The organism is Serratia sp. AS12, from assembly GCF_000214195.1.
In the GTDB taxonomy this organism is placed as follows: domain Bacteria; phylum Pseudomonadota; class Gammaproteobacteria; order Enterobacterales; family Enterobacteriaceae; genus Serratia; species Serratia plymuthica.
On sequence record NC_015566.1, the window covers coordinates 2,778,568 to 2,794,889 of the forward strand.

General features: G+C 56.1%; 13 protein-coding genes. 8 read left to right on the top strand and 5 right to left on the bottom strand.

The genetic code is table 11. The features are described 5' to 3' along the window. Positions 1-46: 46 nt before the first annotated feature. The 3 genes from rstA to SERAS12_RS12945 all read left to right on the top strand — a co-directional run bounded on the left by rstA (position 47) and on the right by SERAS12_RS12945 (position 3,637). A complete protein-coding gene (rstA, locus tag SERAS12_RS12935; RefSeq protein WP_004945009.1) occupies positions 47-772 on the top strand; it encodes a two-component system response regulator RstA in 726 nt (241 codons plus the stop codon). After that, on the top strand, positions 769-2,073 hold the full coding sequence (rstB, locus tag SERAS12_RS12940; RefSeq protein WP_013813087.1) for a two-component system sensor histidine kinase RstB: 1,305 nt from the start codon (positions 769-771) through the stop codon (positions 2,071-2,073). The genes rstA and rstB overlap by 4 nt, the downstream gene beginning before the upstream one ends. A gap of 64 nt (positions 2,074-2,137) precedes the next feature. Continuing rightward, on the top strand, positions 2,138-3,637 hold the full coding sequence (locus SERAS12_RS12945; RefSeq protein WP_013813088.1) for a carboxypeptidase M32: 1,500 nt from the start codon (positions 2,138-2,140) through the stop codon (positions 3,635-3,637). A gap of 173 nt (positions 3,638-3,810) precedes the next feature. Here the strand turns inward: SERAS12_RS12945 and SERAS12_RS12950 are convergent, their stop codons facing one another. Then, on the bottom strand, positions 3,811-4,716 hold the full coding sequence (locus tag SERAS12_RS12950; protein WP_013813089.1) for an alpha/beta fold hydrolase: 906 nt from the start codon (positions 4,714-4,716) through the stop codon (positions 3,811-3,813). A 174-nt stretch (positions 4,717-4,890) separates the two neighbouring features. On the opposite strand from SERAS12_RS12950, the gene asr reads away from it, so the two are divergent. Continuing rightward, positions 4,891-5,181 carry an acid resistance repetitive basic protein Asr gene (asr, locus tag SERAS12_RS12955; RefSeq protein WP_013813090.1) on the top strand — a complete coding sequence of 97 codons (291 nt, stop codon included), beginning with the start codon at positions 4,891-4,893 and terminating at the stop codon, positions 5,179-5,181. Between the two features lie 302 nt (positions 5,182-5,483). Next, complete coding sequence (locus SERAS12_RS12960; RefSeq protein WP_013813091.1) at positions 5,484-6,305, top strand: serine protease; 822 nt, start codon at positions 5,484-5,486, stop codon at positions 6,303-6,305. A 36-nt stretch (positions 6,306-6,341) separates the two neighbouring features. On the opposite strand, the gene hrpA is transcribed toward SERAS12_RS12960, so the two are convergent. Then, the gene (gene hrpA / locus SERAS12_RS12965; protein WP_013813092.1) at positions 6,342-10,229 is read right to left on the bottom strand and encodes an ATP-dependent RNA helicase HrpA; all 3,888 of its coding nucleotides are present in this window, start codon (positions 10,227-10,229) and stop codon (positions 6,342-6,344) included. Positions 10,230-10,498: 269 nt separating this feature from the next. On the opposite strand from hrpA, the gene azoR reads away from it, so the two are divergent. Next, positions 10,499-11,104, top strand: a complete 606-nt coding sequence (gene azoR / locus SERAS12_RS12970; RefSeq protein WP_004945026.1) for an FMN-dependent NADH-azoreductase — start codon at positions 10,499-10,501, stop codon at positions 11,102-11,104. A gap of 127 nt (positions 11,105-11,231) precedes the next feature. Here azoR and SERAS12_RS12975 read toward each other — a convergent pair whose 3' ends face one another. Genes SERAS12_RS12975 through SERAS12_RS12985 form a run of 3 tightly spaced genes read right to left on the bottom strand, consistent with a single transcriptional unit; the run spans position 11,232 to position 14,371 of the window. Continuing rightward, entirely contained in the window at positions 11,232-11,555 is a 324-nt protein-coding gene (locus tag SERAS12_RS12975) for a YdbL family protein (protein WP_013813093.1), read from the bottom strand. A 9-nt stretch (positions 11,556-11,564) separates the two neighbouring features. Beyond that, the gene (locus SERAS12_RS12980; RefSeq protein ID WP_004945033.1) at positions 11,565-11,762 is read right to left on the bottom strand and encodes a YnbE family lipoprotein; all 198 of its coding nucleotides are present in this window, start codon (positions 11,760-11,762) and stop codon (positions 11,565-11,567) included. Beyond that, positions 11,759-14,371 carry a YdbH family protein gene (locus SERAS12_RS12985; protein WP_013813094.1) on the bottom strand — a complete coding sequence of 871 codons (2,613 nt, stop codon included), beginning with the start codon at positions 14,369-14,371 and terminating at the stop codon, positions 11,759-11,761. The genes SERAS12_RS12980 and SERAS12_RS12985 overlap by 4 nt, the downstream gene beginning before the upstream one ends. A gap of 474 nt (positions 14,372-14,845) precedes the next feature. Here SERAS12_RS12985 and SERAS12_RS12990 point away from each other — a divergent pair, with 474 nt between their 5' ends. Then, positions 14,846-15,838, top strand: a complete 993-nt coding sequence (locus SERAS12_RS12990; protein WP_013813095.1) for a 2-hydroxyacid dehydrogenase — start codon at positions 14,846-14,848, stop codon at positions 15,836-15,838. Positions 15,839-15,858: 20 nt separating this feature from the next. Then, positions 15,859-16,287: a heat shock protein HslJ gene (hslJ, locus tag SERAS12_RS12995; RefSeq protein WP_013813096.1), complete on the top strand. Its 429-nt coding sequence runs from the start codon at positions 15,859-15,861 to the stop codon at positions 16,285-16,287. Positions 16,288-16,322 lie beyond the last annotated feature (35 nt).

The following is a 16,322-nucleotide window of genomic DNA, read 5'->3' on the forward strand; positions in this document are numbered from 1 at the left end:
CCCTCGCGTTATGCTGAACTCCGTTATTCTTATAAAACCGCTGACTATGCATAAAATTGTTTTTGTGGAAGACGATCCTGAAGTCGGCAAATTGATTGCCGCCTATTTGGGCAAACACGATATAGAAGTGTTGATTGAGCCGCGTGGCGACAGTGCTCAAGCACGCATAGAGCAAGAACTGCCGGACCTGGTGCTGCTCGACATTATGCTGCCCGGGAAAGACGGCATGACGCTGTGCCGCGATTTGCGCCCGACCTTCCCCGGGCCGATCGTGCTGCTCACTTCACTCGACAGCGATATGAACCATATCCTTTCATTGGAAATGGGTGCCAACGATTACATTCTGAAAACCACGCCGCCGGCGGTTTTGCTGGCACGGCTACGTTTACACCTGCGCCAGCATGGCAATCACCCCAAGGAAGAGTCAACGCAACCGATCACCCAGCACAATGCGCTGCACTTCGGGTTGTTGTGCATCGATCCGGTTAACCGCCAGGTGACGCTGGGTGAAGAAGTGATCACCCTTTCCACCTCGGATTTCGATCTGCTGTGGGAATTAGCCACCCACGCCGGGCAGATCATGGACCGCGAGGCGCTGCTGCAAAACTTGCGCGGCGTGAGCTACGACGGCCTTGATCGCAGCATCGACGTGGCGATTTCCCGCCTGCGCCGCAAGCTGTACGACAATGCGCTGGAGCCCTTCCGCGTCAAAACCGTGCGCAATAAAGGTTATCTGTTCGCACCCAATGCCTGGGAGTTCGTACAGCAATGAGAAAGCTTTTCGTGCAGTTCTTCCTGCTGCTGTTCGTCTGCTTTCTGGTGATGGCGATGTTGGTGGGCCTGGTGTACAAGGTCACAGCCGAACGCGCCGGTCGCCAGTCAATGGACGATCTGATGAAAAGCTCGCTGTACCTGATGCGCAGCGAACTGCGGGAAATTCCATTGAAAGACTGGAATAAGACCATCGCGACGCTGGACTTGAATCTGTCGTTTAAACTGCATATCGAACCGCTCGGCAAACAGGATCTGAGTGAAGATCTGAAAAAACGGCTCCGCCTCGGCGAAATTATCGCTCTCGACGATCAATACACCTTTATGCAACGCATCCCGCGCAGCCATTACGTGTTGGTGGTCGGCCCCATTCCGTACCTGTTCTACCTGCATCAGATGCGGCTGCTGGATCTGGCGCTGCTGGTGTTCATCGGCATGTCGCTGGCGTTACCGGTATTTTTGTGGATGCGCCCGCACTGGCAAGATTTGCTCAAACTGGAGAACGCCGCCCAACGACTCGGCGCAGGCCATCTGGATGAGCGCACCCATTTTGACCCGACCTCGAGCCTGAACCGACTCGGGGTGGCATTCAACCAGATGGCGGACAACGTCAATACGCTGATTGCCAGTAAAAAACAGTTGATTGACGGTATCGCCCATGAATTACGTACCCCTCTGGTACGGCTGCGCTACCGGTTAGCGATGAGCGATAACCTTTCCGATAGCGAACAACAGGCGCTAAACCGCGATATCGGTCAGTTGGAATCGCTGATAGACGAGCTATTGACCTACGCGCGGCTGGATCGTCCACAGGTGGCGCTGAATATAGAACCGCTCGACCTGCCCAACTGGCTGGAAGACAAAGTAGAGGATATGCGCCTGATTCACCCGGAGCGCGAAATCCAGCTGGATATTCCGCATGCCGGCGATTTTGGCGGCGTCGATTTACGGCTGATGGAGCGGGTGCTGGATAATCTGGTGAACAATGCCTTGCGCTACAGCGAACAGCGCCTGCGCATCGGCCTGTGGTTTGACGGCGACGGAGCCTGCCTGCAGGTAGAAGACGACGGGCCAGGCATTCCACCTGAAGAACGCGAACGCGTGTTCGAACCCTTCGTGCGCCTCGATCCCAGCCGCGATCGCGCCACCGGCGGTTGCGGGCTGGGCCTCGCGATTGTTCACTCTATCGCCGTCGCCTATCAGGGCCAGGTTTACGTAGACGCCAGCTCACTCGGCGGCGCCAGCTTCCGCTTCTGCTGGCCAGTGAAGCCCACTTTCAATTTAAAAGCAGACCCGGTGTAACCCCCTTCAGCACAACAGTCTGAACGATCAGGTTATCCGGCTCACAATAATAGGGAGCCAAACAATGACATCTGCACATTCGCCTTCATCCGCCTACCGCGAACTGCGCGCCATTTTCACCCGACTATCGCGATTCGGCCACCTGTCCGCCATTGCCGGCTGGGATATGCAGACCATGATGCCGCCGGGCGGAAACAAAGCGCGCTCGGAAGCACTGGCCGAACTGAGCGTACTGCAACACCAGATTTTGACGGCGAAAAATACCGGACAGCTTTTTGAACGCGCGCAGCAGGAAACGCTGGATGGCTTTGATCAAGCCAATTTGCTGGAAATGCGCCGCCAATATGACAACGCCGTACTGGTGCCGGAGTCGCTGGTTGAGGCTAAATCGCTGGCCGGTGCGCGTTGTGAACACGCCTGGCGCTCCCAACGCCCCGCCAACGACTGGGAAGGGTTTTCGGAGAACCTGCGTGAAGTGGTCAAACTGACCCGTCAGGAAGCGCAGATCCGTGCTGAAGCGGCAGGCTCAAGCCGCTATGACGCCCTACTCAACCTGTATGAGCCGGGCATGCGCAGCAGCGATATTGACCGTATTTTTGGCGATCTCAAAACCTGGCTGCCCGACCTCCTGCAAAAAGTGGTGACCAGGCAGACCCAAGAGCCTTGCCTCATTCCCGAGGGGCCGTTCAAGGTCGATACCCAGCGTCAATTGGGTCTGAGCGTGATGAAACTGCTCGGTTTCAACTTCGACGGGGGCCGCGTGGACGTCAGCGCTCACCCCTTCTGCGGCGGTGTGCCGGAAGATGTTCGTATCACCACCCGCTACAATGAGAAAGAATTTCATACCGCATTGCTCGGCATTATCCACGAAACCGGCCATGCGCGTTACGAGCAGAACCTGCCGCGTGATTGGCTGGGCCAACCGGTTGCGCAGGCGCGTTCTACCGCGATCCACGAATCGCAAAGCCTGCTGTTTGAAATGCAGTTGGCGCGCGGCAGCGATTTCCTGAAAATTCTGCGCCCGTTGATTATCAAGCAGTTCGGTGAGCAGCCGGCGCTGGAAGAAAGCAACTTCATCCGCCTGAATCAACGCGTTAAACCTGGCCTGATCCGCGTGGATGCGGACGAAGTGAGTTACCCGGCGCATGTGATCCTGCGCTATGAAATCGAGAAAGCCCTGGTCGAAGGCGCTATTGAAGTGGAAGACATCCCGGCGCTGTGGAACGAAAAAATGCGTGATTACCTTGGCCTGGATACGGTCGGTAACTACCGCAATGGCTGCATGCAGGATATTCATTGGACCGACGGCGCTTTCGGCTACTTCCCGACTTATACGTTGGGCGCGATGTACGCTGCGCAACTGTTCCACAGTGTCCGTGAAGCGCTGCCTTCGCTGAGCAGCGACATCGCCGAAGGTAACCTGACGCCGTTATTCCACTGGCTGAAACAGAATATCTGGTGTCACGGCAGCCGTTTCTCTACTGATGAGTTGATCACCAAGGCTACCGGCGAAACACTCAACCCACGTTATTTCCGTCAACACCTGGAAAACCGCTATCTGTAATGCCCCCAGGCACGGGTAAAACCGTGCCTTTTCCCTCCTGCTTTGCCTACGCCCTTCCATAGAGCACTGTCTTTGCTTACGACACCTTAGCCGCAGAGTCTCGGTTGGTGGCTCCAGATATGTATGTTGTAACTAAAGTAACCATGCAGGCCAGCGCATTTCTGCCGGCCAGGCTATCGCGCGGCGTGTGCGCTAATCATCTCTATCAACTGCGAACGCAACTGAGGCGGCAGATCGTGACCCATCTTCGGGATGACCTGCAGTTGCGAATGGGCGATCGCTCTGGCGACGGCAACGCCACCGGCTTTACGCACCAGGCGATCGGCATTGCCGTGGATCACCAGCGTCGGTGCCGTGATCCGGCGGCTGTAACGACGCAAGTCGCCACTGCCGAGCAGCGCCGACAACTGCCGTTGCAGGCCTTCGGCATCCATCCCCCGCTTTAATAAGCGCCTAACCAGTATATCAAGCTCCGCCTCCTCGACCGGATAGGCCGGGCTTCCCAGTGCGCGCAACCCCTCTTTCAAAGACTGACATTGTTGTTGCGGCGTCGCATTTGCCGGCGGGCGCCGCAGCAACAGTTTCAGCAATGACGGTGCCGGCGGCGGCAATAACGGTTGGTTGGTGCTGGAAAACAAAATGGTCAGCGACTTTACCCGCAGCGGGTATTCCGCCGCCAGCACCTGAGCAATCATGCCGCCCATTGAGGCACCCAGCACGTGAGCCTGCGTTATTTGCAGGTGATCCAGCAAATGCACCGCGTCTTTCGCCATGTCTTCTAGCGAATACGGCACCTGGGTTTGCCAGCCCAGTTGAGCGCGCAATATCAACAGCCACAAGGGCTGCAACCTCTTACCCTGCGTCTTGCCGGACAGGCCGACATCGCGGTTATCGAAGCGAATCACCCGAAAGCCTTTGCCCACCAACGCGCGGCAGAAATCGTCCGGCCACAGCAGCATCTGCGCGCCAATGCCCATAATCAACAGCAACGGTGGGTGAGCGATATTGCCCCAGTCCTCGTAGGCTATCGGTACTTCGCCCTGCTCGGTGAGCCCGCGACGGATCGCGATATCGTTCATTTACCGTTCCTTTTTGCGTTATGGCGCGCCGCGGCAGGCCACCTCCCGCGGCTTGTACATTAGGTTACACGCCGAAACCAATCACTCACGGAAAGCATTCTGCCATTTACCTACTATCTTAACACCGGCCCCGCAGTGGGCTTGATACATGACGAGTAATTTGAGGATTCTTTGATGAAAAAAGTATTAGCTCTGGTTGTTGCCGCTGCAATGGGTCTGTCTTCTGTTGCCTTCGCTGCTGACGCTGCCACCACCACTACCGCACCTGCGGCGACGGCTACCACTACTACTGCTGCACCGGCTAAAACCACTCATGTGAAAAAACATCACGCGAAGAAAGCGGCAGTTCAAAAAGCGCAGTCGGCTAAAAAGCATCACAAAGCCACCGCTAAAAAAGCCCCGGCTCAGAAAGCTCAGGCAGCAAAAAAACACCACAAAAAAACCAGCCATAAAAAAGCTGCGTAACAGCAATCTGATGTGAGGCTCCCCTCACCAGTACAGAATTGATTTGTCCAACACCCGGTTCGCCGGGTGTTTTTTCATCGGGGGTTCTCATCAATGCTGCGCCGCTATTTATTTGAAATCATTCTGGTCGCCCTGATCCTGTGCGGGTTGATCGCCACCTTCTTTTATTTGTAGCCGCAGACTTTCTCCGGTTATAAATTATCGAAAAATCAATCACTGCCCATCTACACAACAGCTAAATCAGTCTATAGTTAGCATTCCGTGTGTTTATGGATGATTCGTATTTGCCAGGCAAGAGATCTATGCGCATAACCGTTTTGCTGTTGCTGTGCTCATTCCCGCTCGCTTTCTCCCTCTCAGCCCGGGCCGACAGCCCATCCGACGCGTCGACGGCTGAGCAAACCCGCTTATTTTTTGGTAAGGATGACCGGATAAAAGTCACAGAAACCGAGGGGTGGCCCTGGCAGGCAATTGGCCAGGTGGAAACCGCCAGCGGCAACTTGTGCACCGCCACACTGATTTCCCCCCATCTGGCGCTTACCGCCGGCCATTGCGTACTTGCGCCGCCAGGCCAATTGGATAAGGCCATCGCCCTGCGCTTTGTTGCCGGCAATAAGAGTTGGAAATACCAGACCGACAATATCGAAACGCTGGTCGACCGCAAGTTAGGGAAAAAACTCAAGCCTGATGGCGAGGGGTGGATTGTGCCGCCGGCTGCCGCAGCCTATGACTTTGCGCTGATCCGCCTGAAGGATAAAAAACCGCTGCCGATTAAACCTCTGCCTCTGTGGCAAGGCGACAGCAAAGCGCTAACTCTGGCGATGAAACAGTCCAAACGGCTGATTACCCAAGCGGGTTACCCGGGAGATCATCTGGACGATCTCTACAGCCACCAGAACTGTAAAGTGACGGGTTGGGCGCAACAGGGGGTACTTTCGCACCAGTGCGATACCCTGCCTGGCGACAGCGGTTCGCCCCTGCTGCTGAAAACCAACGACGGTTGGTCGTTGATCGCCATTCAAAGCTCCGCGCCGGCAGCCAAAGACCGTTACCGCGCCGATAACCGCGCGTTGGCAGTGACCGGCATACGCGATGCGCTGGACGCACTGGCTGCGGGAAAATAACAACGGGGGGTTCAGCATGCTGAACCCCCCGCTTAGTCAGGCCGAAAGCTGCTCGATAGTCTGCAAGATACGTTTGTCCGAAATCGGATAAGGCGTGCCGAGCTGCTGGGCGAACAGGCTGACGCGCAGCTCTTCGATCATCCAGCGCACTTCTTTCACCTCGTCATCCTGCCGACGTTTCGGCGGCAGCTTGTTCAGCCACTGCTGCCACGCCTGCTGCACCTGATCCACCCGCAGCATCTGCGCACGATCGCGGTGCGGATCAATCGCCAGCTTCTCCAGCCGGCGTTCAATCGCCTGCAAATAACGCAGCGTATCCGGCAGGCGCTTCCAGCCGTTGTTGGTGACGAACCCGCGATAAATCAGGCCACCAAGCTGGGTTTTGATATCCGACAGCGCCAGCGCCAACGACATGTCCACCCGGCCCTTCAGCCGCTTGTTGATGTTGAATACCGTGGTCAGGATCTGCTCGACCTGCCTGGCCACCCCCACCACCGTTTCATTCAACTCGCCGCGCACCAACTCCTGCAGACGCGCGAAGTTCTCTTCCTGCCATACCGGCCCGCCATGTTCGGCAATCAGCTTGTCGATACCGCACGAGATACAATCGTCGATCAGATCCAACACCTTGCCATAAGGGTTAAAATACAGCCCCAGCTTGGCTTTGTTGGGCAGCTTTTCATGTAGATACTTGATTGGCGATGGGATATTCAGCAACAGCAGGCGCCGCGTACCCTGCCACATCGCCTGTTGCTGCTCTTGCTCGCTGTCGAACAGGCGGATCGCCACGCTGTCTTTTTCATCCACCAGCGCCGGGTAGGCTTTCATCGAGTAGCCGCCGCGTTTCTGCTCATAAAACTCGGGCAGTTTGCCGAAGCTCCAGATATGCAAATTGCTTTGTTCCAGCCCATCATCCGCCACCGCCGACAGCGTCTCCTGCACTTTGTCCTTCAATTGCAGTTTCAGCGCCGTCAGATCTTTGCCTTCGAGCAAGGTTTTGTGATTTTCACCCACCACCCGGAACGTCATTTTAAGATGATCGGGTACCTGATCCCAGTGCCAGTCGTCTCGTGACACCGTCACGCCAGTCATACGCCGCAATTCACGCTCCAGCGCATCCAGCAGCGGCAGCTCCAGCGCGGTCACCCGCCCGAGGAAAGCCTCGGCGTAGTTCGGCGCCGGCACAAAGTTACGGCGAACCGGTTTCGGTAGCGACTTGATCAGCGCAATCACCAACTCACGGCGAATCCCCGGGATCTGCCATTCAAAGCCCTGATCTTCAATCTGGTTGAGAATAGGCAGAGGAATGTGAACCGTGACGCCATCGGCATCGGTGCCAGGTTCAAACTGGTAAGTCAGGCGCAGCTTGAGATTGCCCTGGTGCCAGGCGTTCGGGTAGTCCAGCGCGCTGACCTTGTTGGCGCCGTCCTTGATCAGCATCTCTTTTTCAAAACTGAGCAAATCCGGCTTTTGTTTACCGGCGGTTTTCCACCAGTTGTCAAAATGACGCCCGGACACCACATCGCTCGGAATGCGCTGATCGTAAAAACTGAACAACGTCTCGTCATCCACCAGAATGTCACGGCGGCGCGATTTATGTTCCAGCTCTTCCACCTCGGCGCGCAGCTTCAGGTTGGCGCTGAAGAAGACATGTCGCGTCTGCCAGTCGCCTTCCACCAACGCATGGCGGATAAACAGCTCACGGCACAGTAAGGGATCAATAGTGCTGTAATTGACGGGTCGCGCGGCGACAATCGGCAGCCCAAACAGCGTCACTTTTTCGCTGGCCATCACCGCGCCCTGGGATTTCGACCAGTGCGGTTCGCTGTAGCTGTGCTTCACCAGGTGCTGGGCCAGCGGTTCAATCCACTCAGGCTCGATACGCGCAGCGATGCGGCCCCACAGGCGGCTGGTTTCCACCAGTTCGGCCACCATCGTCCACTTCGGCGGCTTCTTGAATAAACCTGAGCCGGGGAAGATCGAGAACCGGGCATTGCGGGCACCGGTGAACTCTTGCTTGTCGGCATCCTTCTGGCCAATGTGCGACAGCAACCCGGTGAGCAATGCGGTATGCACGCTGCGGTAATCGGAAGGCTCGCTGTTAACCGGCAGCCCCAGCTCTTTCACCACCTGGCGCAGCTGGGTGTAGATATCCTGCCATTCGCGCACCCGCAGGTAGTTAAGGAAATCATTGCGGCACAGCCGACGGAACTGGCCGGAGGAGTGCTCTTTTTGCTGCTCTTTCAGGTAGTCCCACAGGTTAACGTAGGCCAGGAAGTCCGAGTCTTTGTCGGCGAAGCGGCGGTGTTTCTCGTCAGACGCCTGCTGCTTGTCCATCGGCCGCTCTCGCGGGTCTTGGATCGACAGCGCGGCAGTGATGATCATCACCTCACGCACGCTGCCGCTTTTTTGCGCTTCCAGCACCATGCGCGCCAGGCGCGGGTCGATAGGCAACTGCGCCAGTTGGCGGCCCTGCGGGGTGAGCTGATAATGGCCGTTTTCAGCCGTTTTAATCGCTCCCAACTCCTCCAAAAGACGCACGCCGTCCAGAATATTGCGTTTGTCCGGCGCTTCGACAAACGGGAATGCGGCGATATCCCCCAGCCCGAGCGACGTCATCTGCAAGATAACCGACGCCAGGTTGGTGCGCAGGATCTCCGGATCGGTAAACTCCGGTCGCGACAAGAAATCCTGTTCTGAGTACAGGCGAATACAGATACCATCCGACACGCGGCCGCAGCGGCCTTTACGCTGGTTGGCGGAAGCCTGCGACACCGGCTCGATCGGCAGGCGCTGGACCTTGGTGCGGAAACTGTAGCGGCTGATGCGTGCGGTGCCCGGATCGATGACGTACTTGATACCCGGCACCGTCAGAGAGGTTTCCGCCACGTTGGTCGCCAGCACGATGCGGCGGCCGTGATGCGACTGGAACACCCGGTTTTGTTCGCTGTTCGATAGCCGCGCATACAGCGGCAATACTTCGGTATGCGGTAAATCAAGACGGTTCAACGCGTCGGCGGTATCGCGAATTTCACGCTCGCCGCTCATAAAGATCAGGATATCCCCGGGCCCTTCGCGGCCAAGTTCATCCACCGCGTCGAAAATCGCCTGCAGTTGATCGCGATCGGTATCGTCGGCGTCATCCACCACCGGGCGATAACGCACCTCGACCGGATAAGTGCGGCCGGAAACTTCGATAATCGGCGCGTGATTGAAATGGCGCGAAAACCGCTGTGGATCGATGGTTGCCGAGGTAATGATGACTTTCAGATCCGGGCGTTTCGGCAGCAGTTCACGCAGATAACCGAGGATAAAGTCGATGTTCAGGCTGCGTTCGTGCGCTTCATCGATAATCAGGGTGTCGTACTGCATCAGCAGCCGGTCCTGCTGGATTTCCGCCAGCAGAATACCGTCGGTCATCAGCTTGACCAGCGTATTTTCACCGACCTGATCGTTAAAGCGCACCTTATAACCGACGCTGCCGCCGAGCGGCGTTTCCAGCTCATCGGCAATGCGGTTTGCTACAGTACGCGCAGCCAGGCGCCGTGGCTGGGTATGGCCGATCAGCCCCTTCACCCCACGCCCCAACTCCAGGCAGATCTTCGGCAACTGGGTGGTTTTCCCCGAACCGGTTTCCCCGGCGACTATCACCACCTGATGGTCACGGATCGCGTTCAGGATATCCTGCTTTTTCTGACTGACCGGCAGGTTTTCCGGATAGGTGATTTTCGGGCAAGAGACGGCGCGCGCCTGCACTTTCTGCAACGCCGCCGTAATGTCACTTTCTATTTCAGCGACGGCCGCCTGCTGAGCATCGGGATTTTTGATTTTTCGTGCGCCCTGCAGCCGACGTTGCAGGCGTTGTTGATCACGGAGCATCAGTTCGCCCAGTTGGGCAGAGGATGCCGCGAGCGGAGATTTCACGTTCGGTATTCCTTGTCTCATCGCTGCCGCATCAAGGTTTAGCAACGGTTTAATAATGTATAAGCACGTTTTCAGCTTTAGCCGCTCAGAATATCACAAGCCGCTTTTTCCCCATAATCCATCTGCTTAAGCGGCATTGGGTCATTCAATAAAATCGAACAAAGATCTCGAAATATTGCGCTATCACTGTTGGAAGAATGTGAATAGAGTGTACTGCATGCAAGGGACGCGTTGTCCTGATGTCACTGTCATAACGTAAGGAATTACCGATGAGCAAAGTATTGGTTCTCAAATCAAGCATCCTGGCGGGTTATTCTCAGTCTAACCAACTGGCCGATTTCTTCGTGGAACAGTGGGCCAACACCCACGGCAACGACACCATTACCGTCCGCGATCTGGCCGCACAGCCAATCCCGGTGCTCGACGGCGAGCTGGTTGGCGCACTGCGTCCTTCCGATACGCCACTGACCCCACGTCAGCAAGAAGCGCTGGCGCTGTCTGACGAACTGATTGCCGAGCTGCAAGCCAATGACACCATCGTTATGGCGGCACCGATGTATAACTTCAACATCCCGACCCAGTTGAAAAACTATTTCGACCTGATTGCCCGTGCCGGCGTGACCTTCCGCTACACCGAAAACGGCCCGGAAGGTCTGGTGAAGGGCAAACGCGCCATCATCCTTACCAGCCGCGGCGGTATTCATAAAGGCACGCCAACCGATCTGGTTGAACCTTACCTGCGTCTGTTCCTGGGCTTCATCGGCATCACCGACGTTGAGTTCGTCTTCGCCGAAGGCATCGCCTATGGCCCGGACGTTGCAACCAAAGCGCAGGCCGATGCCAAAGCCGTGCTGGCGCAAGTTGTCGCCGCCTGATGCTTCTCGCAGGGGCAATATGCCCCTGCCGAATCCTACCGATCTGCGTTAATACCTGTCAGACCTGCACTACCCTCATAAAAATTCCAGATTTGTATTACTGCTGCGCGCCAAACGGCGCGCTTTTTTATTTCTTCAACCACTGACCGTTAATGCCACGCACGTACTCTCCCGTGGGGGCACGCGTCACCAGCTTCTGCCCGGCCATGCGCGCCACTTCATCGATGGCAATATGGTTGCCGTCCACCACTTCCTGATATTTTTCGGTACGCCCGGCGTTAATACTTTTCACCAGCGCCAGGGTTTCGGCGTCCTGCTTGACCGGGGCAATATAGCCGCTGAGCGTCTCGCCCACCCGGCCCTGCTGTTTGGCTTCATCAAGCGTCAGCGCCATCGCCATACTGCTGAATAACCAAGCGACACCCACCAAGCCTAAATAACGTTTTTTCATTTTTGGCTCCTAGAACAGGCCGCTTTGGGTTTTCAGCAGATTATCGACGTCCTTATCCACCTTGATGTGTATTTCATGTTCGATCTTCACGTTCATATTGATGGTAATCGGGTCTTTGGGCGTCGCGACCTCAATACGCGGCACGCAGCCGCTCAGCAAAGAAGTGCCCAGAACGGCGACCAGCAAGGGCCCGCTGATGATTTTCATGGTTGTTCCCCAGATTTTGAGAGGGCCTGCTCAAGCCACTCCTGTAAATTGTCGCCAAAGCGCAGACTGCGCCATAGCTGAAACACGTTTTCCTGATGGGTATAGTTCAGGATAATCTCACGTTTGGCACTTTTTTGCGGGTTAACCCCGTCAATGTGCGCTTTTAGCGTCAGTTCGCCCAGATTGTCGAGATCGACACTGGCCCGCGAACGGTTGATCTCCATGTAGCGCAGCCAGTCTATCGCCGCACCGGTCGCCAGATTATTGCTGCCGATAGCATCAGCCATGTCTTTGTCCAGCCGCAGCGTCAGCATGCCGGCATTGGCGATCCACCCATTGCGCACCAGCCATTTGGGGTGATTGAGGTACAGAGGCAGCTCACCGTCGACCTTGCCGGACATGGCAAACTGTTTTGGCTTCAAGGCGGTAAACAGCGCGCTGAGATCCACTTTATCCAGTTTCAGCACCGCAGCATCATGTTGCGGCATACGCAACGCCGACAGGCTGATATGCCCGTTCAGCACATCCAGGCCGACATTGCTTAACGTTAACGGCGCCGGCTCGTTGTAGGGATAAAAACCCTGAAGATCGGCCGTGATATTCTGCATTTCGAACAGGTTGCTGAATGACTTGATGCGTAGCGTCACCGGCCGTTTGGCGCCCAATTGCCACAAATGATTTTTCAATCGGTAGGACATGACAAAATCCAGACCGCTCATCTCACCGTCTTTCAGCCACATGCCGCCATTGTTCACGACCCAGTGGCCACCGGCTTCAAATCCCTGTACGCGGGCGGCGGAAAAGGCCGACTGAGCATAAAACTCGCCGTCGCGCAGTTTGATATTGAGATCCGGCGAGATCAACGGCTGGAATACTTTCAGCGATTGTTTCGGCCACCAGCCTTCGCCGCGCAGCCGCTCGCCGTCCCAACGGCCATGCAAGGCGATGGGCCCAATCTGTTCCGCCTGCAATTTTCCCTGCCACTGGAAGCTGTCCGGCGTCGTACCTTTAAGCTGCAACGCCAGCACCGGTGCGGGTAAGTGACCACCGTCCGTGAAACTGACCTTGCCGGCCACCAGTTGTATATCGGCATTGAACGCCGGGTTCTGCTCGCCACGCTGCCAGCGCAGTGGCTGCCCCAGGCTGAGACGCGGCGCATCCACCGTCACCAGGCCATACTTCAGCTTGTCAAAGCCTGTGGAAAGACGGTCGAGAACAATCGTCGTGTCCTGCCAACTGCCGCTGCCGGCAACGTCCCAGGCCGCCTGCAACGGCGGTAACTGTCCCTTCCCCCAATAGCGCCATTGCCAGTTGCCGTGGTCCGGCCAAAATTCCTGCGCTTTACCGTCCAGATGCAGTTTAAAGCGGCCCCAGTAGCTGTCGCTGGCGCTGATGATGGCTTGCAGGCGGCCGGTAATGCCGCCGGCGGTAACCTTGACGCCGGCCAGCGGCAGGCGAGCCTCTTCCAGCTTCATTTCCGGCGTGGCGTTGCCCCATAAACGCAGCAACGATCCGGGCTGCAAGACCAGCGTCGGATTAAGGATAGTGCCACTGAGAATGCCGGGAATAGAGGCGGTCATGGAAAAATCGGCCAGATTAGCCTGGCCGGTCAGTTGGAAGCGCAGATCGCTGTCGATCAATCCGACCTTGCCCGGCCCCAGCGTCAACACCGCATTGCCTTTACCATTGTGGCCGGCGGTAATCACATTCAAACGAGCGCTAATTTGGGTTTCATCAAGCCCCTTGCTCCAGTCGTGCAGCGCCACGTTCAGCCCGCCGTTAAGCGGCTGCTGGCTATAGGGCCAACGCCACTCGCCTTGATTGATGCTGACCTGCTGCGGGGTGATTTCCCAGGGTAACGTCACCAGCGGCTTATCGTCGCCCTTTTCCGTCAGCGTCAACACGCCTTGCTGCTGCTGCCAGCGCATATCGAGCAGCAACGGTTTCTCGAGATAACCGGTTTGCATCTCGCCCTGCAACGCGCCCTGTGCAGGCAGGCTGTCCAAATCCAGCGGAATGGCAATCTTGCCGGTCAAATGCAGGGGTTTCGGGCTGTTGGGCGGGGTAAGCGTCATGCTGTTCAGCGTCAGTTGCTGATGTGTATCCAGCACGGCTTCGACGCTGAGGTTTTTCCCCTGATAGCGCAGGTGCTGGCCGCCAGCAGAAGCTTGTAATTGCAGCTTTCCGGCGTAGTGTTGCCACGGGATTACCGTGAAATCATTGATGGTGACATCCAGCAAAGGCAGCTGTTTTTGCAACTTATCAAGTGCCAGAGGAGCGCTGTTGGCGTCGCCGGCGGGTAATTTTGATAAACAGGCGCTATCAATGCTGAGTTTGTCGCCGATCAGTTGCCAGCGCCCCTGCCGATAAGTCAACCGGGTCGGCCCGACGGCGGCCAGCAAACAATCCTGCGCGGTAAACCGGGCGCCATCCAGTTGCAAGGCACCCTGCTGCCACCGCGGTTTACCCTGCAAAACCAACTGACTGCCCTGCGGCAGCCAATGAGCAAGCACGCGCGGCAGCCAGCGCGGCAGGGTTTGCCACAGCGCCAGCAGCAGGATCACAATACCTGTCACAATCCCTATGAATACTTTCAATCGCTTAGTCATTAAATGATTGCTTCATTCCTGAGTTAGGCATTGTCCCCCCAAATCGAACGCCATTTAAGGGTAAGTCTATGCCTGAATTGGCAATAATGATGGCACGAATTTAACATAGGGTGAAGTCGATAGCACCGGTAACACCTGCTCAGGCGGTTTTCCAGTCATCGATGCTACCCTTGTAGACTTTAGTTACATATTCATCATGTGAATAAGATATGTTTCAGATTTTTGTTATTGTAGTTACGGTTGTTCATTAATAGTCTTGCAAGCATTCTAACAAAAGTCAGCCGCGAGCTTACTGTACTAGAGAAGCCATTCCCCACCCCCCGTGGGGATTTTTTTTCCTCCCCCCACGTCCTTCCGCTACTCTTAATTCTGCCCTCAACAAAGCGTTTTACCCATACCGAAGATAAGCTAACCAATTGTAGAATTTACTAAAATCTGTTAAATTCGTCACAAAATCACGCGGGAGAAACCACGATGAAATTGGCGATATACAGCACCAAACAGTATGACCGTAAATATCTCGAACTGGTGAATCAACAGTTTGGCTATGAACTGGAGTTCTTCGACTTCCTGCTCAGCAAGAAAACCGCCAAAACTGCCGCCGGTTGCAAAGCGGTGTGCATTTTCGTCAATGACGACGGTAGCCGTGAAGTGCTTGAAGAACTGGCGGCACTGGGGGTTGAAATCCTGGCCCTGCGCTGCGCCGGTTTCAACAATGTGGACCTGGACGCCGCCAAAGAATTAGGCATCAAAGTGGTCCGCGTACCGGCTTATTCTCCGGAGGCGGTGGCAGAGCACGCCGTAGGGATGATGATGTGTCTTAACCGCCGCATCCACCGCGCCTACCAACGTACCCGCGACGCCAACTTCTCGCTCGAGGGGCTGATCGGCTTCAATATGCATAATCGTACCGCTGGGGTGATCGGCACCGGTAAAATTGGCGTGGCAGCCATGCGTATCCTGAAAGGGTTCGGCATGAAACTCTTGGCTTACGATCCCTATCCAAGCGAGCAAGCGCTGGAGTTGGGCGCAGAATATGTCGATCTGAAAACGCTGTACGCGCAATCAGACGTGATCACCCTGCACTGCCCGCTGACGCCGGAAAACCATCACCTGCTGAATACCGACGCTTTTGCGATGATGAAGAGCGGTGTCATGATCATCAACACCAGCCGTGGCGGCCTGATTGACTCCTCAGCGGCAATTGACGCGCTGAAGCAACAGAAAATCGGCGCGCTGGGGATGGACGTATATGAAAATGAACGCGACTTGTTCTTCGAAGACAAATCCAATGACGTGATTCAGGATGACGTATTCCGTCGCCTGTCAGCCTGCCACAATGTGTTGTTCACCGGTCACCAGGCTTTCCTGACTGAAGAGGCGCTGACCAGCATCTCGGAAACCACGCTGAAAAACGTCAATCAGTTGGATCGCGGTGAAAATTGCCCGAATCAGCTTAACGCCTGATTTTTGAGTGAGGGAAACGCATGAAAAAGTGCCTGCCGATGGCGTTAGCAGCGCTGTTATTAACGGGGTGTGGAATGAGCCAGAGCGGTAAAGCGATCACGGAAGACGACCTGTTACATCACAATTTCGTGCTGCAAAGCGTGGACGGCGTTGCGGTGAAGCCGCAGCCCGGTAATGCCCCAAGCATTGAGTTCGGTGAAAAAATGCATGTTTCCGGCGCGATGTGTAACCGCTTCTTCGGCAGCGGTCAGTTGCAAAACGGCGTGCTGACGGTGAAAAACCTGGCCTCAACGCGGATGCTGTGCACCGATGCGCAACACAATCAGTGGGATCAGACCCTCAACGCAGTGCTGGAAAAAGGGGCAAAAATCAGCCTCAACGCTCAGCAGTTAACGCTGAGCGGCGGCGACCATGTCCTGGTATATACCCTGCGAGACTGGGTGCAGTGATCCCTGTTCACCAGGCTGTGTGATCGGCCTGGTGT